Consider the following 23,571-nt stretch of genomic DNA (forward strand, 5'->3'; position numbering starts at 1 on the left):
ACGCTCAGGGCTCGTAGGCCGCCAGCCGTTTGCGCTCAGTCTCGGTGAATCGGGCTTGTTGCAGCGCGGTCACGGCTGCTGCTTGCTCAGTGTCCGCAAGCGCACTTGCACCCTGCAAGAGCCGGCTTCGCTCAGCCAGGTAGCTGGCAATTCGCTGCTGCCAGGCCCGCTCTTCTTGGTCCAGTTCGGCAAAGCGGCCCGCTGCTGCACTGTCAAAGGCTTTGGCACGGGCGCGGTAGACCTCATCCTCCCCTGCACCGGCCGCGCGCAAAGCGGCCACCTGCGCTTCCAGCTTGATGACTGCGCGTGGCGCCTCCCGGTCTTCGCGCAGGCTGGGGGAAGCTGCTTGTCCAGCGCGGCCAAGCGAGCCTGCTTGTCTTGCGGGGAAAGCTGTGCATCGTTCACGATATCGAGCCGGGCGAGTGCATCGAGGTCATGCAGATCCTCGGCGCCGAACATCGCTTGAGCCTCCTCCGCGCTGAAGAAACGGGCGCGCACCACGCGCATGGCTTCAAACCGCTCGCGGAGCACCGCGTTGCCCGGGGGCGTTTTGGCGAATTGCTGCTCTACCACCACCAGCGCCTTTTTGAACGACAGGTACCGCTCCAACAAGCGCTCGGCTTGGGGCAGTTGCACAGGCTTCAGGTTTTGGGCCAGCACGGTGCGGATTTGCGCCCCGATCTCTTCCACACTGAGTTCGCCCACGGTGCTCAGGTAGTAATCAAACAGACGCTTGAGTTCTGCGTAAGGCAAAACGGTGCAGCCCGCTTCCCGGCACTGCGTGGGCAAAGCGTGGAGCCCCATGGTTTGCACCGCGTGCAAGCCATCGGGTGCGGTACCCTGCAGCGAGCGGGCAGGGCCGGTGGCTATCGCACCGGAACTCGCGTTGTGGTCGCCGGTTGGCGAGTCGCCCCAGAGCCACATATCGGCACCCCACCCACCCAGCAGGGCCAAGCCTGCCAAGCCAGCGAGGGCCTTGCTGCGCAGTCGCATTACAAACCGGCGTTGCGCAGGCGGTTAGCCTGTTGCCGGAACAAGGTGACCGGGTTGGTTTCAAAAATATTGGTCAAGCCTACCGTCTGATTGACCTCATCGAGGTGGTTGAAGGCGTAATCATCACGAATCACACGACCCAGACGCGACGAGCAGCTGCTCACCAAGCCATCGTTTTTCGCGCCTGCAAACGCCAGCGAGGTCAATGCCAAAGCGGGGTCCACCACATCGAGCACGTTGCTATACGGTTTGGCGCCACTCCAAGAGTAATAGGCAACCCCGTTGACGCTGTAAGCGCCCTCGCCGCAAGCGGTGGTCGGCACACCTTGGGGGTGCTTGGCATTGAACTTCAGGGTACCGGCGGTGCTGAGGGACTGCGCTGCTGCCAGCGAGTTTTGGGTGTTGCCGCTGCCACCGGACAAGAAGTTGATGATGCTGGCCAAGCCATTCGTCACCGACACCAACGCCGTATTCTGAAGACTGCCTGCAGGCGCCACGCCCAACAACACGTCTGCCACGGCAGAGCCCTTGTTAACGCCACCGATGCTCGTGACCGATGCCACCAGATCCGGCCTCACCGATGCAACGTAACGTGCAGTGGGGCCGCCATGGCTGTGGCCCATCAGGTTGACCTTGCCTGCGCCGGTAGCGGCCAGAATTTGCCGCACTTGCGTGAGCAATTGCTCGCCCCGCACTTCGGTGCTATTGGCGGCAGAGACCTGCACCACAAACACCCGGGCACCGTCTGCGCGCAAGGCGGACGGAATGCCATAAAAGTACTCCACAGGGCCAATGTTGTCAAAGCCGAACAGGCCGTGAATCAACACGATGGGGTACTTGGTTTGGGTGTACCCGGCCGCTTGCGCAGACGCCGGCAGCAGGCCGATAGCCAGCGTACACGCGGCCAGCCAGCCCATTACGATTCGCTTCATCTTCATAGTTGTCTCCTCGGGACCTCTGAGGGTCGATGGGGTTGAAGGGATGCCAGTTGGGAACGTAAACCGTTGCGACCTCTCGGGTAGGGGCGCTGTCGCGGGTGATGGCCGGCCTGCTGTTTGTGTCGTCAGGCAATCATCAAAATAGCACGGTCGTGCTTTTATTGGAGTATGCGGTGGACGCACGTTTTTGTCATGGTGGAAAACCCGTGCAACCCGGCGCCCCGCTACTATTGCGCCATGCCTGCCTATTCCTACCAAGCCCTTGATGCCGACGGAAAATCCCGTTCGGGCGTGTTGGAGGCCGACACGGCCAAATCCGCACGCAGCCTATTGCGCTCGCAACAGTTAGTTCCCCTTCAGGTTCAGGCGCTCAGCGTGGACAGCAGCGCGCAGGGCACCTCGCGCCGCGCCTGGGGTTCACGCGCGTTCAATAACGCGCAGCGCACCGTCTGGACACGGCAGCTGGCCGGGCTGGTGGCAGCGGGCCTGCCCTTAGAGCGTGCCTTGAGTTCTCTGGCCGAAGAAGCCGAAACGCCAGCCCAGCGCGATGTGGTGGCCACCATCCGCTCAGAGGTCAATGGCGGCAAACCGCTGGGCACCGCACTGGCGCAGCACCCGCGGGAGTTTTCAGACATTTATGTGGCGGTCGTGAGCGCCGGCGAGCAAAGCGGCCAGCTCGGGCTGGTGCTAGAGCGGCTGGCAGATGACCAGGAAGAGCAACAAAACCTGTCTTCCAAATTATTGGGTGCAGCACTGTACCCTGCCATCGTGAGCCTGGTAGCTCTGGCCATTGTGCTGTTTCTGTTGGCCTATGTGGTCCCACAGATCGCCAACGTGTTCGCAGGCTCCAAGCAGGCGCTCCCGCTGCTCACCCGAATCATGCTGGCGATCAGCGATGCCATACGGTCGTATGGCCTGCTCGTGCTTTTTGCTATTGTTTTAGGAGCTATTGGCGCACGTATTGCTTGGGCTGGTGCCGCTTTTCGCTCTAAAGCGGATGCTGCATGGCTGCGCCTGCCGGTACTGGGCCGCATGTCCCGCAGTTACAACGCCGCGCGCTTTGCCAGCACCCTGGCCATGCTGGCCGCCGCGGGCGTGCCCATTCTCAAAGCCTTGCAGGCCGCCGCCGAAACGCTGAGCAACCACGCGATGCGCGACGATGCTCTGGAGGCCCTGACCCTGGTGCGCGAGGGCGCCCCGCTCGCCAGCGCCTTGGCGCGCAACCAGCGCTTTCCGGCACTGCTCAGCATGTTCGCCCGGCTCGGGGAACAAACCGGCCGCCTGCCCCATATGCTGGACCGCGCAGCCCTGCAGTTGCGCACCGAGGTGCAACGCCGCGCCCTGCAACTCGCCACGCTGCTGGAGCCCTTGCTGATCGTGGCCATGGGCCTGGTGGTGATGCTGATCGTGCTGGCGGTGCTCATGCCTATCATCCAGCTCAACCAACTCGTCAAATAAAACACAGAAAACCCAGGAGGCTTAGTTCACATGCGACCCCTTTCCCTGCCACTGCTGCTCGTTGTCAGCACGCTCACCCTGAGCCTCAGCGCCTGCACCCGGATCGAAACCGGCGAAGTGGGCCTGCGCGTTAATTTCGATAAAACCGTGGACCCGACTGAACGCCTGCCCGGCTCGTTCAACCAGACCGTGGTCGGCGAAATACTCACCTTCAAAATCCAGGATGTGGCGGTGGGCGTCGACAACATGACGCCGCTGGCCTCTGACAACTCCACCGTCAAAGACTTCGATATGACAGTGGTTTACAACGTCAACCCCTCGGCGGTGTCCGAGCTGTGGACCACCAAGAACCGCACCTTCCACGGCATCTCGGAAAAGGGGGGCGACATCCTGCTGATGCAGAACTACGTGGCCTTGAGTGCGCGTAACGCCGCCTATAAGGTCGCACGCGGCTACGAGTCGCTCAAGATGGCGGACAACCGGCCGCTGATGGAGCAGCAGATCCGCGAAAGCATCATCAAAACCCTGACCGAAGAAAAGCTGGGCGACAAGATTGCCGTCTCCCAAGTGCAGGTGCGCGCCATCACCCCGGCTGACGTAATTGTGCAAAGCGCCAACGAACTGGTGCGCGCTCAAAACGAGCTCAAAACCAAAGAGGTGGAAGTGCAAACCGCCAAGAAAGAAGCGGAGCGCATCGCCGCCCTGAATGCCAATGCCGGCGCCATCGGCTACATGAATGCCATGGCCAACCTCAAGATCGCCGAAGGCGTGGCGAACGGCAAAGTACAAACCATTGTGGTGCCCTACGACTTCAAGGGCATCGTGAATGCGAAATAAGGATTTCTCATGGGATTGACCCTCGACGGCAAGCTGGTGGTGGCCATTTCCAGCCGGGCCTTGTTTGACTTTGAAGAAGAAAACCAAGTTTTCGAACAAAACGACGACCACGCCTACATGCAGCTACAGCGCCAGCGGCTGGACGTGCCGGCCAAGCCCGGTGTAGCGTTCTCATTGGTCAAGAAGCTGCTGGCGTTCAATGAGCCGGACTCGCAGCGGGTGGAAGTGGTCATCTTGTCGCGCAACGACCCGGTCTCGGGCATGCGGGTGTTTCGCTCTGCCCAGCACTACGGGCTTGCAATCCAGCGTGGCAATTTCACACGCGGTGAGGCGCCTTGGCGATACCTCAAGCCCTTGCACGCCAACCTGTTTTTGAGCACCCACTTGAGCGATGTGCGCGCTGCCCTTGCAGCAGGCGTGCCGGCCGCGCAGGTCTACCCGCACAGCGCACACGCCAGCGCCGACCACCCCAGTGAAGTGCGCATTGCCTTCGACGGCGACGCCGTACTCTTCAGTGACGAGGCCGAACAGGTTTACCAAAGCGGCGGCCTGACCGCCTTTCAAAAACACGAGATGGACAAGGTGGCCCAGCCGCTGCCGGACGGCCCCTTCAAGCCCCTGCTGGTCGCATTGCACCGCCTGCAGCAAGCGCGTATTCCGCACATCCGTATCCGTACGGCACTGGTTACCGCCCGCAGCGCACCGGCCCATGAGCGCGCGATTCTGACCCTGATGAACTGGAACATCGATGTCGACCAAGCCATGTTCCTCGGCGGGCTGGACAAAGGCGAGTTCCTGCGCGAGTTTGAGCCGGACTTTTTCTTTGACGACCAAACCGGCCACATCGAATCCGCCGCCCGCCATGTCCCTAGCGGACATGTCGCCAGCGGCGTGCGCAACTAGCCGTATTCGACAGATGTAAACGCGAGAACCGGTTTGGTAAAGCAATGTAAAACCGGCTGACAGCCACGGCAGGCCGGTCTATCCTGAGGGCCATGTCGTACTCATCCACCGGCCTGACCTCCCGCACGCGCAAGCCGCTTACCGGCGAAGGTTCGGACAAACCGGGCGAAGCCCATTTGTCTGCCAATGCGCAAGCGTGGCGCAGGTGGGCGCTTGTGGGCTACCGACGAAATCGGGAGTCAGTGCACACAGGCCGCGCTGAAACGGCCGACACCGAGCGCCAGGACGACGAGTCCGGCCGCTCTGACGACGGACACCACAGCGGCTTTCAAGGGCTTTAGCCGCGGCACACGGGACTTCGCGGCTAATATGCCCCGTGGTCTCACGGCAACGCCCCGCGCGGTGCCGGCCTTGTTCCCTCAACCGAGATTTTTTGCATGGCACTTGTGGCATCTGTGTCCGCCAAATGGGCGGCGTTCCGGGCATTTATCCAGCGCGCCGTGGCTCTGTCCACGCCCTACTTTTCGTCTGAGGACAAATGGAAGGCCCGCGGCATGTTGGCAGCCATCGTGGCCCTCAACCTGGCCTTGGTCTACATGGCAGTGGTGTTTAACGACTGGAACCGCTTGTTTTACGACTCGCTCCAAGAGAAGAATGCGGCCGTGTTCTGGAAGCAACTCGGGCGATTCACCTACCTGGCTTTCGGCTTTATCGTGATCGCGGTCTACAAGTTCTACCTGACCCAATTGCTCGAAATGCGCTGGCGCGCCTGGATGACCGACCACTACCTGCACAAGTGGATGTCGCATCAGGCCTTTTACCAAATGGAACTGGCCCGCTTTGCACCCGCCGCACACGGCGCCCACACCGACAACCCGGACCAACGGATTCAGGAAGACATCAACCAATTCACCAGCTACACCATCTCGCTCAGCATGGGGCTATTGAACTCTGTCGTCACCCTGGCCAGCTTTGTGGGCATTTTGTGGTCGCTTTCCGGTGCGTTTGCCTTCACGCTGGGGGGGCAGGATTACTCGATTCCCGGCTTCATGGTGTGGATGGCGGTGCTGTACTGCGCGGTGGGCAGCGTGATCACCCACTACATCGGGCGCAAGCAGATCCCGCTCAATTTCGAGCAACAGCGGGTGGAGGCAGATTTCCGCCACCACATGGTCCGGGCGCGCGAGTACAGCGAATCGATTGCGCTGGACCGTGGGGAGCGCGTCGTGCGGGAGCAAATGGCAGAGCGTTTCAGCCGGGTGCTCAGCAACAACCTGGCGCTGATCAAGGCCCAAAAAGGGCTGATCTGGTTCACCAGCTTTTTCGGCCAGGCCGCGGTGGTGTTCCCGTTTGTGGTGGCGGCCCCGCGCTTCTTCAGTGGCGCCATTCAGCTGGGCCAGCTGACACAGATTTCAGGAGCCTTCGGTCAGGTGCAGGGCGCCTTGAGCTGGTTTGTCGACACCTACAGCAGCCTCGCCAGCTGGCGCGCCACCACCGATCGCCTCACAAGCTTTGAAGAGTCTTTTAAGGCAATAGCCCGCACAGAGCGTGCGCAAGCCGCTATCAATAAAGTAGCAAATGCTCCTCAACTGGACACCAGCCCCTTGCGTATTTCTTTGCCGGGCGGCACCACGCTGCTGGAGCACACGCGCCTGCACGCGCAGCCGGGCGACCGCATTCTGCTCCAAGGCCCGTCGGGCAGCGGCAAGTCCACCCTGTTCCGCACCCTGGCAGGCATCTGGCCTTACTCGGAAGGGGCGGTGGCACTGCCGGCGGACAGCATGTTTCTGCCGCAACGCGCCTATTTCCCCAACGGCACGCTGCGGGACGCCCTCGCCTATCCGGCCTTGGCGCCGCAATACCCCGACGCAGCACTGCAACAGGCACTGCGCGATGCCTTGCTACCCCATCTGGCGGATTCATTAGATGTCGTAGACGCCTGGAGCCAGAAGCTATCCGGCGGCGAGCAACAGCGCTTGGCCATCGCCCGTGTTTTGCTCAAAAAACCCCAATGGCTATTTGCAGACGAAGCCACCAGCGCCCTCGACGAAGCAGCCGAGGCGGTCCTCTACCAACGCATGTGTGATCTGGTGGCCGAAAAAGGCGGCGCTCTGGTATCCATTGCCCACCGCCCGGGTGTTGCCGCCTTCCATAATCAACGCTGGATATTGGAGCCCAACCCGCAAGCCACAGAAGCGGCCAGCCCCGGCACTCAGGCGGCTGCGCGCTTCACTTTGTCTGTGAAGCCGGCATAGCCTTTGGCCCGCAACTCACACGCCGGGCAGGTACCGCAGCCATAGCCCCACGCTTGGCGGTGGGTGCGGTCACCCAGATAGCAGGTGTGGGTGTGCTCGACCACCAAGTCCACCAAGGCGTTGCCGCCTCCGGGCTCGCCCGAGCGCTCGCCCAGCGCATGGGCCAGCTCCCAGGTTTGGGCCTTGTCGATCCACATCAGCGGGGTCTCAATCAGAAAGCGCTGGTCCATGCCCAGCGACAAGGCCAGCTGGAGCGCCTTCATGGTGTCGTCCCGACAGTCGGGGTAGCCCGAAAAATCAGTCTCGCAAACGCCGGTCACGATCACTTGCAGTCCACGGCGGTAGGCCAGTGCGGCAGCGAGGGTCATGAAAAGCAGGTTGCGCCCGGGCACAAAGGTGTTGGGCAGCCCGTTGGCCTCCATCTTGAATGCGGTGTCGCGGGTCAGCGAGGTCTCGCTCACCTCACCCAGCACCGCCAGATCCAGCAAATGGTCTTCGCCCAGTTTGGTGGCCCACTGCGGAAAGCGCGCTTTTATCTCACGCAACACATTCAAGCGCGCAGTCAATTCCACGTTGTGGCGTTGGCGATAGTCGAAAGCGATGGTTTCCACGCGCTCGTAGCGCTCAAGGGCATAAGCCAGGCAAGTAGTGGAGTCCTGACCGCCGGAAAAAAGGACAAGTGCGGATGTATGCATGTCCGAGATGTTAGACCACCCCAAGGTGGCCGGGCCAACTCCACCGGAGTGGAGTCAGCTCACATGCTTTCTGTTTTCTTGATTTTGCTGGGGGTGTAGACCAGCGCCTGTTTGGCCAGTTGTCCAGGCGCATCGGCTGGCGACACCGGCTGTGGCGTGGTGAGCTGATTCTTGACCTGCTCGATCTGCACCGCGCTTGCGCTTGCAGTCCACATGGTTTTGAGATGGTCCATCAGCACCTGTGAAATCGGCTTGGGAGGAGGATCCTCCACCTTTTCCTTCGCGGGCCGTTGAATCGTCCAGTCTTTCTCCACCACCGCGTCACTGCCCTTCTTCATCGGGTCGGCCACACTCTCGTAGGGCGCATCTCCGCTGTTTTGGGGCTTCAGTGCGGGGTTCACCTTGTCGATCACATCCGGACTGGACTCGATCGACTTGGTAACACCGGCAGGCGGGTTGACCGGAGCAACTGGGAGAACCCTATTTGCCCCAGACGACACCGCATCTACGCCGGCGGGGCGCATATTCGGGGTTCGCTCAATGGTTGGCAGTTGCATTTTGGGTAGACCTTGCGGCCCCTCCGGTGGCTTTTAGGAGTTGACGTACTGTTCTTAACGGCAGATTTAGGGGGTTATTTAGGCCTTTTTCTAAAATTTTTAGAAAAACTTCCGACCATGCCTATTCACACTCCATTTGCACCACATTGGTGCAAAGGCGCCCGGCGTTGCACCAGGCAAAGAGCAATCCACAAGTCTGGCGGGACGACCCATGGACCTTGTGGTTGGTACTGACCACTTGCGCAACCCAACGCCCATTTAGTCTTGGCGCCCGGTGGAGGTACGGCCACTCGGATGGTTCTGCAACCGTCACAGCTTGCGAGCGGAGGGGCCTTAACCCGGAGCCCCCCGCGACACTCAATACCGGACCAAGGTGCGGTAGGTCAAAACTGTTTTGCCTTCCGCTGGAACTGTCACCTTCCAGACAGCCATATTCGCCGAAACCTTGGTGTGGGGCTGACTGGCCGCCAGCATTTGCCAATCCCCGGGGATCGGCTCTTGCACCGTCACTGTTACCGGTTCTTTTTTTGCGTTACGCAGAACGATTTCATAGGCACTCTCGGCAACGAATCCAAATTTGGAGGTGTTGGAAAGCCGCTTGAAATCTGTTTGCTTCTTGTCCGCCGACACGTCGAAAGCGTTGCCAAGCTTCAGCCGGACCTTCTCATTTTTTGCGGTGTGATCCAGCCGGTCTTCGCCAATGAATTGGGCATTGCCGCTTTTGTCTTTTTTATAGACCCGCGCCACGCCTTTGGGCAGAGGCACACCCAAGCGGGAAGCCTCCTTGTTGTCGAACTCCAAAAACGCCGCCACCTTCAGCTTGGTGCCCAGGTCCCCCGAGAGCCCTTGGTAGTAATAGTCCGCCCCCTGCAACACCAGCTCGCGGCGTGCCGGAACGCCGGCTGCAGACAACAAGGCAACTTGCTTGGTTTGACTCTCCGCAATCGTGGTGGGGCGCTCGAGGGTGTAGAGGTGGTATTCGAAGAGCGACTCTTCAACCACATCGCTCTCAGCTTTGGCCATGGCGGTAGCCGCCATCAGCTGCGGGCGTCCGCGTGTAGCCATTTCGGGGGCCACTTGGTTTACGTCGCCTGCGACCAATTGCAAGCGGGCGTTGCGATAGGTCGCCCCGCTGGTGTTGGTCAGGGTGACCCAGCCGGATACATCCAGCGCATCTTCTGCAGCATTGAGCTCTACCACGTAATCGGCTTTCCACGACAAGCCGCCTGTGAGATAGCTCAGCTCCACATCCTGCTGGGCCGGTCCAGTGTTCTGTAGGTTCATGACCAGCGTGGGGCGATCCCGCAAATTAGGTGGCACGTCATCAAACACCAAGCGACCGGGCACGCCGGTTTCGATGCGTTGACCGATCTGCAGCACGACGCCGGTGTTGGCCGACAGAACGGTCGCGGTCTCTACCGTTTCAGCACCTGTGGTCGGATGGGTGCGCACCACTTTGACCTGCTTGCCCACATACTTTTCGAGCATTTTTTGGGGCGTGAGGAGGTCGAAGTCAAAGTTTTGCTCCTGAACGCGCAGGGCGCCCGGGGAAGACAAGCTGCGCATCAGCGCAGTCTCAGCGCGCATACGGGCACTGACATCGCGGAACGCCAGCGCCGATGCGCCCGCCTTGAGCGGCACCTTGCGCACATCTTTGACCAAGGCGAGGTTGTCGTTGTAGATCGTTACCGCCACTTCTTGCTGGTCGGCGAGAGTGCTTCGTTGCTCCTGCGCTTGAGCAAGCCCAGCAGAAAGAGTGACCACAAGCAAGGCGGCAGCCGCCAGGGGAAAAGGAGCACGCATAAAAACCCTCAAATAAATGTGAAGCACTCAACGCACAACGCCACACATCCAGTGCAGGCTGACGCATTTGCATTGTGTTACCAAAAGAGACAGCACCGCCCCACCGGTTAGCATCCGGCATGCCTTTGACACCACACTGGATTCGCCACTACCCGAGGCAGCACCTGCGAGACGATTTGATAGCGGGTGTGTTGCTCACCGTTCTGGTCATTCCCCAGAGCTTGGCCTATGCCCTGCTGGCTGGCCTGCCACCACAGGCCGGGCTGTATGCGAGCATATTGCCGGCCATCGCTTACGCCTGGTTCGGCAGTAGCATGGTGCAGGCGGTAGGGCCGGTAGCCATTACTGCCATCATGACGGCCAGTGTGCTGGGCCCCTTGGCCCCCGTTGGGAGCGCGCTCTACCTTCAGCTGGCCGTGTGGCTGAGCCTGGGCTCTGGCGTACTGATCACGTTGTGCGGGCTGGCTCGCTTGGGTTTTTTATCCCAACTGTTGAGCAAGCCTGTGGTTAGTGGGTTTATCACGGGCTCTGCACTGCTCATCATTTTGAGCCAGCTGCGATTCATCGGCGGAATAGATGCCCGGGGAAATACAAGCTGGCAGCTCTTGCATAGCCTTTGGGCTTGGCTGCCCGACATCCATGCTCCAACCCTCCTGCTGGGAGCAGGTGCCGTTGTTGCATTGGCCTTGGCGCGCACAGGTCTGAAGCGCTGGCCTATGTGGCAACGCTTGTTTCCATTGTTGTTGATACTGGTCTGCCCTTGGGTAGTGCAAGGGCTGGCCCTGGACCCGGGCGAGCGTATTGCGGTCGTGGGGCCTGTGTCTCTGGAGTGGGCATCTTTCGACTTTTCGATGCCCCACCCGTCCGTATTCAGCGCTTTGGTTGGCCCGACGTTTCTGATCGCCTTTATCGGCATGGTACAAGGCATCACCATGGCACAAGCATTGGCCACGCAACGGCGGGAGCGCATCGATGCCAACCAGGAACTGCTCGGGCTGGGGGCTGCGAATATCGCGGCAACCTTCAGTGGCGGTATGCCGGTCGGGGGCGGCCTGAGCCGCTCGGCGATCAACGTGGCGTCGGGGGCACAGACGCCCTTGGCGGGCATTGTCTCCGGCATCAGCATGCTGGCTGTTTTACTGCTGGGCACAGACTGGTTGAACCACGTTCCATTGGCGATTCTGGCGGCCAACATCATCATTGCGGCCTGGGGAATGATCGACCTCTCCGCTTTGCGCCAGGCATGGGCTTATGACCGAGCGGATGCTATTGCATGGCTGGGGACCGCATCGGGAGTGCTGGCTCTGGGGCTTGAAACCGGGATTGCCGTGGGTATTGGCTTGTCGCTGGCGACCCTTTTGTGGCGCACTAGCTCTCCCCATATCGCAGTCATCGGCCGCTTGCCCGGCACACAATCGTTCCGGAATGTGAACCGATACGCCACCGAAACACTGCCCCGGACACTGATGTTGCGGATCGACGAGAGTCTGTTTTTCGGCAATTTGCAAGCGGTGGAAGAACGCCTCGGACTGGAACTCGCCCAGGCGCCAGACACCCAAGATGTGGTGTGGGTCATGACCGCGGTGAACCGGGTAGACACCTCTGCCATGGCGGCACTGCTCAACTTGAACCGGGACCTCAAGGATCGCGGCATCCGCATGCATTTTGCAGAGGTGAAAGGCCCGGTACAAGACCGTTTGGTGCACACGCCCCTTTGGACGGAGCTCTCCGGTGAACTCTTTCACTCGGTGCCCGATGCGTTCGCAGCCCTCCAAGCCTCGCGGCAAGAGCCACACGACGCCGCATTGTCGATCTAACCGCAGCCTTTGAGTGGCACCACGGGTTTTGGTGCAGTCTTGCACCGTCCTGCTGTGAGCGCGCTAGACTGAGACACTGCCCCCGGGGCGGATCACCCTTGTTCACCGCGCACTGTCGTGCGAGGACCTGTTTTTTAGGAGCGCTAGTTATGGCTAAAAATGTGGCACCCAAGATGTCGATCGACATCGGTATCAGCGAACGCGAGCGAAAGAAAATTGCCGAAGGCTTGTCAGGTCTTTTGGCAGACAGCTACACCTTGTACCTGATGACGCACAACTTTCACTGGAACGTGACAGGCCCCCAGTTCAACAGCTTGCACACCATGTTCATGGCGCAGTACACCGAGCAGTGGACCGCACTGGATCTGATTGCCGAGCGCATCCGCGCATTGGGTTTTCCAGCGCCGGGCACCTACAAAGAGTTCACCAAGCTTGCCAGTATCAAAGAGGTCGAGGGCGTGCCCAAAGCCAACGAAATGATTCACCACCTGCTGGCCGCGCAAGAAGCCACTGCGCGCACTGCCCGCAAGCTGTTTCCCGTGGTGGACGCCGCCAATGACCAGCCCACCGCAGATGTCTTGACCCAGCGTATTGACGTCCACGAAAAAACAGCCTGGATGCTGCGCAGCCTCATCACCGAGTAAGCCCCCTCACGCCCGCCGGGCGCCGCAAGCGACCTGCTGCGGCAGTGGGTGCTATCAGCGCAACGCTATCGCTTGCTTCAACACAAAGTCGGCGATAGCGCTTGCGTTTTTCAGGTCAAGTACAGGCACTGTGCACTCTGGGACCGGGCCGTCGCTCGCAATGCCCACGATGCCCGGCCAGTGTGGCCACAACGTGCTTTTCCCCTCACTGGCCCGCCAGACTTCCAGCTTGGGAAAGTCTCCTTCCTTGAAGCCTTCCACCAGCACCAGGTCACAGTCCTGCAATCGCGTCAGCAAATAGTCCAGCGATGGCTCCGGCTCACCGCGCAGCTCATGCATCAGCGCCCAGCGGGTGCGGCCGAGCAGCAGCACTTCGGTACAACCCGCCTCCCTCAGGCGGAAAGAGTCCTTGCCGGGTCGGTCAATTTCGATGTCTTTGTGGCTGTGCTTGATCAACGACACCCGCAACCCACGCTGTTTGATTTCCGGAATCAGGAGCTCGAGTAGCGTGGTCTTTCCCATGCCGGAGTAGCCGGCGATTCCGAAAATGCGCATGGAGGGTTACTCGACGGTCACGCTCTTGGCGAGGTTGCGCGGCTTGTCGACGTCCGTGCCCTTGGCCAAGGCGGTGTGATACGACAACAATTGCAAGGGAACCACGTGCAGCAACGGTGAAAGCTCGCCGTAATGCTCCGGCATGCGGATGACGTGCAAGCCTTCGCCGCTCTCAATTTTGGTATCGGCATCGGCCAGCACGTAAAGCACACCACCGCGGGCACGTACCTCATGCATATTGCTCTTGAGCTTTTCAAGCAAGGCGTCATTCGGCGCCACAGTTACGACAGGCATGTCACTGGTCACCAAGGCCAAAGGCCCGTGCTTGAGTTCGCCCGCCGCATAGGCTTCTGCGTGGATGTAGGTGATTTCTTTGAGCTTGAGCGCACCTTCGAGGGCAATCGGGTAATGCAGACCACGACCCAAAAAGAGGGCGTTTTCTTTTTTGGCAAAGTCATCGGCCCACGCAATGATCTGGGGCTCCAGAGCCAACACCGCCTGGAGCGCTGCCGGCAGATGGCGCATGGCTTTCAAATGGCGGGCCTCATCCGCATCGCTCAAACGGCCTTTGGCCTGGGCCAGGCACAAGGTCAGCAAAAACAGACCTGCCAACTGGGTGGTAAAGGCCTTGGTCGATGCCACGCCGATTTCCACACCCGCCCGCGTGACATACGCCAGGCTGCATTCGCGCACCATGGCGCTAGTGGCCACATTGCAAATGGTGAGCGTGTGCTGCATGCCCAGGCTTTGTGCATGGCGCAAGGCTGCCAGCGTGTCTGCGGTTTCGCCACTCTGGGTGATGGTGACTACCAGGGTCTTGGGGTTGGGAACCGAGTCCCGGTAACGGTATTCACTGGCAACTTCCACATTGCATGGGATTTTGGCAATGCTCTCGATCCAATATTTGGCGGCGCAGCCGCTGTAATAGCTGGTGCCGCACGCCAATATCAACACATTGTCGATCTGCTGGAACACCCGGGCCGCATTGGCACCGGGTTGGTGGTTGCCCTGTTGGTCAAACAACTCCGGCACGATGCCTTCCACGCCTTCCAGCGTATCGGCAATGGCGCGTGGCTGCTCGAAAATTTCTTTTTGCATGTAATGACGGTAAGGGCCCAGTTCGGCCGCGCCGCTGTGGGCCACCACGGTTTTGACCGGGCGCTGTGCAGGTGCAACCGCCTTGTGCGCTTTGTCGAACAACCAGTACTTGCCAAGCTGCAAGTCGACCACATCCCCCTCTTCTAGGTAGACGATCTGATCAGTCACACCGGCCAAGGCCATTGCGTCACTCGCCAGAAAGTGCTCTTGTCCGTCTTTGCCCACGCCCAAAATCAGGGGCGAGCCCGCCCGGGCACCAATCAAACGCTGCGGCTCATCTTTGCAAAACACGGCAATCGCATACGCACCGTGCAACTGCAAAACAGCGGCCTTGACAGCCTCAAACAAATCACCGTCGTAGAGGCTATCGACCAGGTGGGCAATCACCTCGGTATCGGTCTGGCTATGAAACACATAACCCTTGGCCTTGAGCGCGGCACGGAGTTCATCGTGGTTTTCAATGATGCCGTTGTGCACCAGCGCGATACGGCCGGGCTTGCTCTCGGCATCTGCACCGGTTCCGTGGCTGAAGTGGGGGTGGGCGTTGTGCACCACAGGGGCACCGTGGGTGGCCCAGCGGGTGTGTGCAATGCCCAAATGTCCCTGTACATCACCTGCAGCCACCTGCTCCATCAGCTCAGACACCCGTGCCGTGCTGCGCGCGCGGCGCAGGCCACTCTGCGCCCCCAGCCCGTACACCGCAACACCGCAGGAGTCGTAACCCCGGTACTCCAGGCGCTCCAGGCCCTGAACCAAAACAGGAACAATATTCCGGGTAGAAACCGCGCCGACGATGCCGCACATAGAAAACCTCCAAAACAAACAATGGAGCGAATGGTAGAGTTTTGATAAGAAATTGCCGATTGAAATTCAAAGTTTTTTTGACTTTAAATTTCACCAATACGAGACAATATATTTTTATTTCAAAAAATGTCGCTCAATGAAAGAAATAGAACTTGATGCCATCGATCTGCAGTTGCTGGATCAACTGCAAAAAGACGCATCCCTGAGCAATCAGGCTTTGGCCGACCGGGTTCACACCTCGGCGCCGACCTGCTTGCGCCGAGTCAAACGCCTGCGTGACAGCGGCTTGATTGAAAAGCAAGTGGCCGTGCTGAACCCGCAAACCCTGGCTGCCCACACGGGCTACGGGCTCACGGCAATCGTGGAAGTCTCGTTAGACCGGCAAGATACCGGCGCACTCGAAGCGTTTGAGAAGAGAGTGGCGCTAGAGGTCGCGGTGCAGCAGTGCTACCGGGTGTCCCCGGGCCCTGACTTCTGCCTTGTGGTCCACACCTGGGACATGCCGACTTACCAGGCCCTCACCCAACGCTTGTTCACCACCGATGCCAATGTGCGCAACGTGAAAGCCTTCTTCAGCGTACACCGCAGCAAATTTGGTGCGGAGCTGCCTATGCATGCGCCCCGCTAAGCCGTGAGTTGACCTCACGGGCTCTGACCGCCGTAGACCCTTACGCCGGACTGGACAAAGTGAAGACTTGGTAAGCCAAGCCCGGCTCAGACCGGGCTTTCTTTTGCGCCTTGAAACCGGATCTCGGCGACCGCTCCGCACGGTGCTATTGCGGTCAAACTCACCCTTGCACCCACCTTGTGCAACAGCCTTTGTGCAGTCAGCAGCCCTACCCCCAAACCGGGAAACTGCTTGGCGGTGTGCAGGCGCCCGAACACCTTGAAAAGCTTGTCGTGCATGGCAGGGTTGAAACCCGCACCGTTATCCGCCACCCGGCACACCAGGTCGCCGCTCGGCTCCAGATCCACCGTGACCTGAACCTGTGGTTGTGGCGTACGCGCTGCAAATTTGAAAGCATTGCCCAGCACCTGCAACACAGCTTGGCGCAACAGCTGGGGATCAGTGGACAGCACTACACCCGCCGGAACGCTACAGGTCACCGATACTTGCCGTGCCGGGTCCGTCGCCTGCACCTCTGCCCACGCATCTCTCAGGACCGGCTCCAACGCGACATCCGACCATTGCACCGGTAACCCATCGATACGCGACAAGCCTGTCAGCGCATCCAGCAGCTCGCCCATGTGCCGGGCCGATGCAGAGATCGTGCGCAAAAAATCAGCGCTCTCGCCTTGCAGTTGCGAACCGGCCTCTTCTTCCAGCAACTGCGCAAACGACACCAAGTGCCGCAGAGGCGCGCGCAAATCGTGAGATACCGCGTAGGTAAATTCTTGCAAGCTCGCACGGCTGGCGGCCAGCTCCGCTTGGAGAGCGTCAACCCGCTGCTGCAGATCTTGGTGGGAAAGCGGCTCCGCCATGCGTCACGCTTTCGGCTTTTTGACCGGGCGGCTCCAGTTGGCAATACTGACCTGCTTGCCACGGGCCACGCTCAATGCGCCGGCTTCGGTGCTCTTGGTGATGGTGGAGCCACCACCCACGGTGCCACCGGCCCCGATAGTGACCGGGGCGACCAACACACAGTTGCTGCCGATGTGCACATCGGCCTCAATCACCGTGCGGTGTTTGTTCGCACCGTCGTAGTTGGCGGTGATGCTGCCGGCACCGTAGTTCACCCGCTCACCCACCGTAGCATCGCCCAAATAGGCGAGGTGATTGGCTTTGGCTCCGGCCGCCATGGTGGAGTTTTTCACCTCCACAAAGTTGCCAATGTGCACCTCTGGCCCCAGCTGGGCGCCGGGGCGCAAGCGAGCAAACGGCCCGATGAGTGCACCCGCACCCACACTCACGCCCTGTTTCTCGCCATCGATATGGGTGAAAGGGTGAATCACGGCACCCGCTTCGATCACGGCATTCGCGATCACGCAATTCGCGCCGATCGAGACCCCCTCCCCCAAACTCACCTGCCCCGAAAACACGCAATTCACATCGATGCTGACATCGTGGGCGCAGAGTAAATCGCCCCGCACATCAATGCGGGCGGGGTCCGCCAGGCGCACGCCTTCTTCCATTAACCGGTGCGCTTGCTGCAGTTGGTAGGCCCGCTCCAGCTCTGCCAGTTGTACCGGGCTGTTGACGCCGGCGACCTGCACCGCATCGGTGATTTTGTGCCCGACCACTCCGACACCATCCGCCACCGCAAACTTCACGACATCGGTCAGGTAATACTCTTGCTGGGCGTTGCGGTTATCAAGGCGCGCCAGCCAGGCCTTCAGCCGCGCAGCAGGCACCGCCATGATTCCGCTGTAAATCTCGGTAATGGCGCGCTGCGCTTCGCTGGCGTCTTTGTGCTCCACGATGGCCTGCACCGCGCCACCGGCGTCGCGCACGATACGCCCATAACCGGCCGGGTTGCTTTGCTCCAGCGTCAACAAGGCCAGCTTGTCGCCGCCACTGGCCTGGATCAGGTGAAATAGCGTGTCGGACTGAGTCAAGGGCACATCACCGGACAAGACCACCACCACACCGTCATCCGGCAGCACCGGCGCAGCCTGCTGGACCGCATGCCCTGTGCCGAGTTGAGGCTCCTGCCGCACAAAATTCAAAGAAAAACCGGCGCTAGCCCCCGAAAAACCTGCGCACGCTGCTTCAACTTCGATAGCACCATGCCCGGTGATCACCACCACATGGCGCGCCTGCAAATCGGCAGCCGTGTCGACCACATGTTGCAACAGCGGCCGACCGGCCAAGCGCTGCAAGACTTTGGGAATTTTGCTACGCATGCGCGTGCCTTTGCCCGCCGCCATAATGACCACATCCACCGGTGCAGTAGACGATTCGACGTTTGCAAGAGGGGAACTAGAAGTTAAAGCCATGCCTTTATTGAAACTTGGAAAGTTAGCGCGCCTCTGGCGCAATGCCCGGCGCTGGTTCGCCATTATCGGGCTGCTGAGTGTCGCGGCGACTTTGACTGGCTGTGGAGCAGTCCGTTTGGCCTATAACAATGCGCCGGATTTGTCCTACTGGTGGCTAGATGGCTACCTAGACCTGGACAGCCCGCAAAGCCTCAAGCTACGTAGCGATCTGCAAGCGCTGCAAACTTGGCATCGAAAAGAAGAGCTCCCGCAGATCGCGGACATGCTCAAGAACCTGCAGGCGGCGGCCCCCAGCAACGTGACGGGTGAGCAGGTGTGCCAGCTCTCTCGCTATCTGGAAACACGATTCCAAACCGTGTTGGACCGCACCACGCCCACCGCACTGGCGATTGCACCGACGCTGACCCTTGCGCAACTCGATCACCTTGCCCGTGCGTGGGACAAACGCAACCAAGAATGGCGGGAAGAGTGGATGGACGGCACCCCGCAAGACCGCCTGAACCGCCGGATGAAATCTGCACTCGATCGCACCGAGAGTTTTTACGGCCGCCTGAGCGACACCCAGAAACAAGCGCTACGCGCCCAGTTGGATGCGTCCGCCTTCGACGCTGCCACGCAATACAAAGAAACCATGCGCCGCCAAAAGGACATTTTGCAGACCTTGCGTGCACTGAAGGCCACACCCTCGACCGAACTGCAACAGCAAGCCGAGGTTCGGGCGCTGCTGCTGCGCAGCACCCAATCACCTGACCCGGCGTTTCAGCAATACACCGAGCGGATCCGGAGCAACTTTTGTGAATCTGCCGCCGAGCTCCACAACGGCACCAGCCCGGCACAACGCCAAAAACTCCAGCAAACGCTGCAAGCCTACGAGGCGGATGTGCGCGTGCTCATGCAACGCTGATCCGCACGCCGCCGGGCCTCCCGGCCCACGGCATCAAACTGGCCAGACGACGCCGTGGTCGTTCAGGATGGCATCCAGGGGCATGTCATGGGGCTCTGGCTCGAAGTCATCGACAAAACCTGTGCCAAACCCCAAGCCAACGGTAAAGGGGCGCGGGCTCAAGCTCGCCAGCATGCGGTCATAAAAGCCACCGCCATAGCCCAAACGGTAGCCACCAGGCCCGTAGCCGACACAAGGCACAAACAGCAGGGTGGGCACAATCAACTCGGTGTCTTTGGGCTTGGGAATGCCATAAGCATCCTCTTCCATCGGGCAGCCGGGGTACCACGCATGAAAGGTCATGGTTTTGTGCTCCCGGTTCACCACCGGCAAGCCGATGCGGCGCGGCTGGGGTTGGTCAATCAGCTCACCATCCTCTTTCCAGCGGTGCAAAGCGGGCAAGGGGTCGAACTCGCCCTTGATGGGCCAGTAAGCGCCAATGACCGCATCCGGCCGGCCCACCAGCCAAATGCGCATCACGCGCTGCAATAAATCAGCGCGCTGTAGGCGATCCGGCATGGCCAGACGTTGATCCAATAGCGCCTTGCGAAGGGCTTTCTTTTGTGCAGCTTTGCTGTCGTCCGAGTTGTCCATAATCCCCACATGCAGTTTTCAGCCATTCTGACATCACTCGCCCTTTGCGGCGCCCTGATGTCCACCACTACCCCCTCAGCATACGCCCAAGGGCGCGACCTTAGCCGCCTCGACGAGACTATTCTGGACCTGTCACAAGCCTATAAAAACCGCGACCGCAAACGCCTTGCCGCAGCGCTCCCGGGAATGCGCGGCCACATCCTCGAGCCTTGGACAGCCTATTGGGACATGTCCGCCCGGCTGGACGATGCCAGCAAGTCAGAAATCCAGGATTTCCTGAACCGCTACAACGGCACCTACCAGGAAGACCGCTTGCGCGCGGAGTGGCTGCTGCAGCTAGGCCGTGCCCGCGATTGGGACACCTTCAGCCGCGAATACCCGCTCTACCGCATGAACGACGACCGGTCCGTGCGCTGCTATGCCCTCTGGGCGGACTACAGCACCCGGGGAGCCGACGTGACTGCCGCCCTGGAGTCGGTGTGGTGGGGCCTGAAAGAGGCTGACGACGCCTGCGGCAGCCTAGCGACCCAGCTGGTCAAAGACAAAAAAATCAGCTCTCACAGCGTCTGGGTCCGGGCGCGCCTCGGTATGGAAAACGACCGCCTGCGCGTCGCAACCCAAGCCGCCGGAGCGTTGGATACGGACTATGTCAAAACCATCAACACCATCTACAACACCCCGGCCAAATACCTGAATGACAAGGTCACTGCGCTGCGGCCGCAAACCCGGGAATTTGTGTCATTGGCCATCATCCGCTTGGCCTATCAAGACCCACAAGAAGCGGCAGAGGAAGTCGACAAGCTCCGCTGGAAGGCGCAGCTCACCCAAGAAGAGCGCAGCTGGATCTGGGGTGTGATCGGCAAACGGGCGGCGCAAAAGCTCTCGGACAACGCCGCGAACTACTTCGCCAAAGGCCAACTCAGCCAGATGCATGAAGACCACCTCGCGTGGGCTGCCCGTGCCGCTCTGCGCGCCGGGCGCTGGAACCAGGTGGCAGACGCCATCACCGCCATGCCCGAGTCCTTGCGCAACGACTCGACCTGGGTCTATTGGCGCGCCCGTGCGCTGGCCCGCCGCAGCAATGTGGAATCCGCAAAGATGGAAAGCCAAGCGCTGTTGGAGTCGATTGCCGGCACCAAGGGCTTTTACGAAATGCTGGCCCTGGAAGAACTAGGCCAGAAAATCGTGACGCCGCCCAAGCCAGCCCCGCTCACCGCGGAAGAAAAAGACCAGGCCAAAAAGAACCCCGGCTTGGCGCGTGCGCTGCACGCCATCAACATCGGCTTGCGAAGCGATGGGGTGCGGGAGTGGAACTACACCACCAACCTGCACAACCGCGGCGGGCTGGATGACCGCTCCTTGCTTGCGGCTGCAGACCTGGCCTGCAAGGCCGAAGTCTGGGACCGCTGCATCAACACCAGCGAACGCACTAAAGGCATGGTCGACGTGGACCAGCGCTACCCCATGCCCCACAAGTCGGCGGTAGTGGCGCGCACACAGCTGATCGGGCTCGATCCGGCCTATGTGTATGGGCTGATCCGCCAAGAAAGCCGCTTTATCATCGATGCCAAGTCGGTGGTAGGCGCGGCTGGCCTGATGCAAGTCATGCCTGCAACTGCCAAATGGACGGCCAAAAAAATCGGGCTCAACGACTTCCAAGCCCACCAGATCACCGAGCGGGACACCAACATCGCCATCGGCACCGGCTACCTCAAGCTGGTGCTGGACAGCTTTAACGGCTCCATGCCCATGGCAGCCGCCGCCTACAACGCGGGCCCCGGACGGCCGCGTATTTGGCGCGGTCAAACCGGTGGTCCCACTTGGGAAGCCGCTATCTGGGCCGAAAACGTGCCGTTTACAGAGACCCGCGACTATGTGAAAAAAGTATTGGCCAACACCACGCTCTATTCCGCGCTGATCACCGGGCAACCACAGTCGCTGAAAGCGCGGCTGGGTGTGGTGGGCCCGCGCGATGCGAGCACTACAGAGGGTGGCCTCGACCTGCCTTCACCGGCCGGCGGTAAAACGCGCAGCGGTTGCGGCCGCTGCGCTTGGCCTCGTACATCGCCTGATCGGCATGGAGCAACAAGGTTTGCGGGTCTGTGCCATCCCCCGGGTAAACGGCCACGCCAAGACTCGCAGCTACCTGAACCACAGGCCCATCGGGCCCCGGGCCCAAATGGCAGGGCTCTGCAAACGTCGCCATGATTTTGGCCACTAAGGTCGAGAGCTCGCCGCTGTGAGACAGGCCACCGAGCAGCATCACGAATTCGTCGCCCCCGAGGCGGGACACGGTATCTTCCGCCCGCAACACGCCCTGTAACCTGCGGGCCACGGCTTGGAGCAGGGCGTCGCCGGCGTCGTGGCCATACACGTCGTTGACATCTTTGAAATGGTCGAGGTCCAGAAAGCCGACCGCAAACAGGCCGTTGTGGCGGTCGTGGTGGGCACACAGCATTTTCAAGCGATCGTGCAACAACACACGGTTGGGCAGGCCGGTCAGGGCATCGTGCTCGGCGAAGTGGCTGCGGGCCTGCAAGCGCTTTTTCTCGGTCACATCCTGCAGCACTGCAAGGCTGCGCTCGGGCCTGCCATCTGCATCGAACTCCCACACTGCCGACAGCAAGACATCACGCACCGCGCCGTCCCGGGTAAGAAACTGGTATTCCACGTTGTTACAGCGGCCGTCGTGCAATGCCTGCGGAATCACCACATCGCGCGCATAGCGGGCAGACCCGGATGTCATGAAATCCGCAATGTGCCGCCCCAGCACCTCTGCCTCTTGGTAGCCCAGCGTGTCGAGCCACAGCTGGTTGACCTGCACAATGCACCCGCTGCCATCGATCGAATGCAACATGGCCGGCGTCGCGCGGTAAAGGCTCAGTGCGCGGGCCTCGCGGTCCGCCAAGGCCTGGGTCATGCGGCGCTGCCCTTCGGACATCACTGCCAAAAACAAACCCGGCAACAGGGTAGCCAATACCGAGATGTAGTACACCGCATCGCCCCACCAGATGGACGATGGGGGTGGCAGCAAAACGCCCACCCGTATCAAGGCGGCCATGGCCAGCGCGATCAGGCCATTCACCACCAGGCTGTTGAGCAACGTGCTGCGCACCGCTACCCACACCATAGGCGCCAACATCACCACAAAGGGTTTGGGCAAACTGGTGGCCGACCACAACACCACAGACAGGCTGATCAGCGCCATCCCCACATGAACCGGCTGAAACCAACCGCGGGCCGCACTGCGCACACCCCGGGTCGCCAGCAGCAACACCAGCGGCAGCATCGCCACCGAGCCAATGGTGCCGCCCACCAACCAGTTCAGGGCCATATTCGACCAATCGCCCCGCAAGGCCAACACACCCGCCAGCCCGCCCAGCGGTGCAGACGCCATGGCGGGCAACAGCGCTCCGCGCAGCAAGACTTGCGCTTGAACCGTAGGGCTCTCGCCGGCCTGCTCCAGCGCAGGCAAGCGCTCCAGCCACAGGGCGGCGAGCGCCATGCCCAACAAGTAGCCCGGTACATCTGCAAAAGCCACCCAAGCCGTATGCAAGCCACCGGCCTGACTGACGGCCACATTTGGCGACACCAGCGTAAAGCCGCCATGCGCCGCCCACAGGACCAGCGCCACCAGCACCAGAAAGGCCGGCCACTGCCGTTTGGGCAAGCGCATCAGGGCGACAGCACCAAAAGCATTGGCAAACCACACCATCACCTGGCCCGGCCGCGGGTCTGAG

Annotated in this window: 19 protein-coding genes and 2 pseudogenes; 10 read left to right on the top strand and 11 right to left on the bottom strand. The window is 60.7% G+C overall.

Annotated elements, in window-relative coordinates; genetic code table 11:
• Nucleotides 1-4: 4 nt before the first annotated feature.
• A pseudogene (locus RAE19_RS05795) lies at nucleotides 5-993 on the bottom strand (lipase secretion chaperone).
• Nucleotides 993-1,925: a lipase family alpha/beta hydrolase gene (locus RAE19_RS05800; protein ID WP_313876186.1), complete on the bottom strand. Its 933-nt coding sequence runs from the start codon at nucleotides 1,923-1,925 to the stop codon at nucleotides 993-995. Before RAE19_RS05800 ends, RAE19_RS05795 begins: the two are co-directional and overlap by 1 nt.
• 243 nt (nucleotides 1,926-2,168) lie before the next feature.
• On the opposite strand from RAE19_RS05800, the gene gspF reads away from it, so the two are divergent.
• The 5 genes from gspF (at nucleotide 2,169) to RAE19_RS05825 (ending at nucleotide 7,384) form a co-directional block, all read left to right on the top strand.
• The gene (gene gspF, locus RAE19_RS05805; RefSeq protein WP_313874023.1) at nucleotides 2,169-3,389 is read left to right on the top strand and encodes a type II secretion system inner membrane protein GspF; all 1,221 of its coding nucleotides are present in this window, start codon (nucleotides 2,169-2,171) and stop codon (nucleotides 3,387-3,389) included.
• 30 nt (nucleotides 3,390-3,419) lie between these two features.
• Nucleotides 3,420-4,226, top strand: a complete 807-nt coding sequence (locus RAE19_RS05810; RefSeq protein WP_313874024.1) for an SPFH domain-containing protein — start codon at nucleotides 3,420-3,422, stop codon at nucleotides 4,224-4,226.
• 9 nt (nucleotides 4,227-4,235) lie between these two features.
• Nucleotides 4,236-5,129 (top strand): 5'-nucleotidase, encoded by an 894-nt coding sequence (locus RAE19_RS05815; RefSeq protein ID WP_313874025.1) that lies wholly within the window; start codon nucleotides 4,236-4,238, stop codon nucleotides 5,127-5,129.
• Nucleotides 5,130-5,221: 92 nt separating this feature from the next.
• On the top strand, nucleotides 5,222-5,470 hold the full coding sequence (locus tag RAE19_RS05820; RefSeq protein ID WP_313874026.1) for a hypothetical protein: 249 nt from the start codon (nucleotides 5,222-5,224) through the stop codon (nucleotides 5,468-5,470).
• Nucleotides 5,471-5,566: 96 nt separating this feature from the next.
• Entirely contained in the window at nucleotides 5,567-7,384 is a 1,818-nt protein-coding gene (locus RAE19_RS05825) for an ABC transporter ATP-binding protein/permease (protein WP_313874027.1), read from the top strand.
• Here RAE19_RS05825 and queC read toward each other — a convergent pair.
• The 3 genes from queC to RAE19_RS05840 all read right to left on the bottom strand — a co-directional run bounded on the left by queC (nucleotide 7,342) and on the right by RAE19_RS05840 (nucleotide 10,439).
• Complete coding sequence (queC, locus tag RAE19_RS05830; protein WP_313874028.1) at nucleotides 7,342-8,079, bottom strand: 7-cyano-7-deazaguanine synthase QueC; 738 nt, start codon at nucleotides 8,077-8,079, stop codon at nucleotides 7,342-7,344. The genes RAE19_RS05825 and queC overlap by 43 nt on opposite strands.
• A gap of 59 nt (nucleotides 8,080-8,138) precedes the next feature.
• The gene (locus RAE19_RS05835) at nucleotides 8,139-8,636 is read right to left on the bottom strand and encodes a hypothetical protein (protein WP_313874029.1); all 498 of its coding nucleotides are present in this window, start codon (nucleotides 8,634-8,636) and stop codon (nucleotides 8,139-8,141) included.
• A 357-nt stretch (nucleotides 8,637-8,993) separates the two neighbouring features.
• Nucleotides 8,994-10,439: a DUF4139 domain-containing protein gene (locus RAE19_RS05840; protein WP_313874030.1), complete on the bottom strand. Its 1,446-nt coding sequence runs from the start codon at nucleotides 10,437-10,439 to the stop codon at nucleotides 8,994-8,996.
• A gap of 119 nt (nucleotides 10,440-10,558) precedes the next feature.
• On the opposite strand from RAE19_RS05840, the gene RAE19_RS05845 reads away from it, so the two are divergent.
• Together RAE19_RS05845 and RAE19_RS05850 are read left to right on the top strand one after the other, a co-directional pair.
• Nucleotides 10,559-12,256 (top strand): SulP family inorganic anion transporter, encoded by a 1,698-nt coding sequence (locus RAE19_RS05845; RefSeq protein WP_313874031.1) that lies wholly within the window; start codon nucleotides 10,559-10,561, stop codon nucleotides 12,254-12,256.
• Between the two features lie 149 nt (nucleotides 12,257-12,405).
• Nucleotides 12,406-12,900 (top strand): Dps family protein, encoded by a 495-nt coding sequence (locus tag RAE19_RS05850; RefSeq protein WP_313874032.1) that lies wholly within the window; start codon nucleotides 12,406-12,408, stop codon nucleotides 12,898-12,900.
• 54 nt (nucleotides 12,901-12,954) lie between these two features.
• On the opposite strand, the gene mobB is transcribed toward RAE19_RS05850, so the two are convergent.
• Together mobB and glmS are read right to left on the bottom strand one after the other, a co-directional pair.
• Nucleotides 12,955-13,455, bottom strand: coding sequence for a molybdopterin-guanine dinucleotide biosynthesis protein B (mobB, locus tag RAE19_RS05855; RefSeq protein ID WP_313874033.1), 501 nt, complete (start codon nucleotides 13,453-13,455; stop codon nucleotides 12,955-12,957).
• Between the two features lie 6 nt (nucleotides 13,456-13,461).
• Complete coding sequence (gene glmS / locus RAE19_RS05860; RefSeq protein WP_313874034.1) at nucleotides 13,462-15,357, bottom strand: glutamine--fructose-6-phosphate transaminase (isomerizing); 1,896 nt, start codon at nucleotides 15,355-15,357, stop codon at nucleotides 13,462-13,464.
• A 136-nt stretch (nucleotides 15,358-15,493) separates the two neighbouring features.
• On the opposite strand from glmS, the gene RAE19_RS05865 reads away from it, so the two are divergent.
• Entirely contained in the window at nucleotides 15,494-15,985 is a 492-nt protein-coding gene (locus tag RAE19_RS05865; RefSeq protein WP_313874035.1) for an Lrp/AsnC family transcriptional regulator, read from the top strand.
• 86 nt (nucleotides 15,986-16,071) lie between these two features.
• Here the strand turns inward: RAE19_RS05865 and RAE19_RS05870 are convergent, their stop codons facing one another.
• Entirely contained in the window at nucleotides 16,072-16,839 is a 768-nt protein-coding gene (locus tag RAE19_RS05870) for a sensor histidine kinase (protein WP_313874036.1), read from the bottom strand.
• A gap of 3 nt (nucleotides 16,840-16,842) precedes the next feature.
• Nucleotides 16,843-18,294 (bottom strand): bifunctional UDP-N-acetylglucosamine diphosphorylase/glucosamine-1-phosphate N-acetyltransferase GlmU, encoded by a 1,452-nt coding sequence (gene glmU / locus RAE19_RS05875; RefSeq protein ID WP_313874037.1) that lies wholly within the window; start codon nucleotides 18,292-18,294, stop codon nucleotides 16,843-16,845.
• Between glmU and RAE19_RS05880 the strand changes: the two genes are divergently transcribed.
• On the top strand, nucleotides 18,293-19,198 hold the full coding sequence (locus RAE19_RS05880) for a DUF6279 family lipoprotein (protein ID WP_313874038.1): 906 nt from the start codon (nucleotides 18,293-18,295) through the stop codon (nucleotides 19,196-19,198). The genes glmU and RAE19_RS05880 overlap by 2 nt on opposite strands.
• Nucleotides 19,199-19,231: 33 nt before the next feature.
• On the opposite strand, the gene RAE19_RS05885 is transcribed toward RAE19_RS05880, so the two are convergent.
• Nucleotides 19,232-19,831, bottom strand: a complete 600-nt coding sequence (locus tag RAE19_RS05885; protein ID WP_313874039.1) for a 5-formyltetrahydrofolate cyclo-ligase — start codon at nucleotides 19,829-19,831, stop codon at nucleotides 19,232-19,234.
• A 9-nt stretch (nucleotides 19,832-19,840) separates the two neighbouring features.
• Here RAE19_RS05885 and RAE19_RS05890 point away from each other — a divergent pair.
• Nucleotides 19,841-21,838, top strand: a pseudogene (locus tag RAE19_RS05890) (transglycosylase SLT domain-containing protein); the annotation flags it as partial.
• On the opposite strand, the gene RAE19_RS05895 reads toward RAE19_RS05890, so the two are convergent.
• On the bottom strand, nucleotides 21,813-23,546 hold the full coding sequence (locus RAE19_RS05895) for a diguanylate cyclase domain-containing protein (protein WP_430962566.1): 1,734 nt from the start codon (nucleotides 23,544-23,546) through the stop codon (nucleotides 21,813-21,815). The pseudogene RAE19_RS05890 and the gene RAE19_RS05895 overlap by 26 nt on opposite strands.
• Between the last annotated feature and the right edge of the window lie 25 nt (nucleotides 23,547-23,571).

The organism is Rhodoferax potami, assembly GCF_032193805.1.
Taxonomy (GTDB): Bacteria; Pseudomonadota; Gammaproteobacteria; order Burkholderiales; family Burkholderiaceae_C; genus Allorhodoferax; species Allorhodoferax potami_A.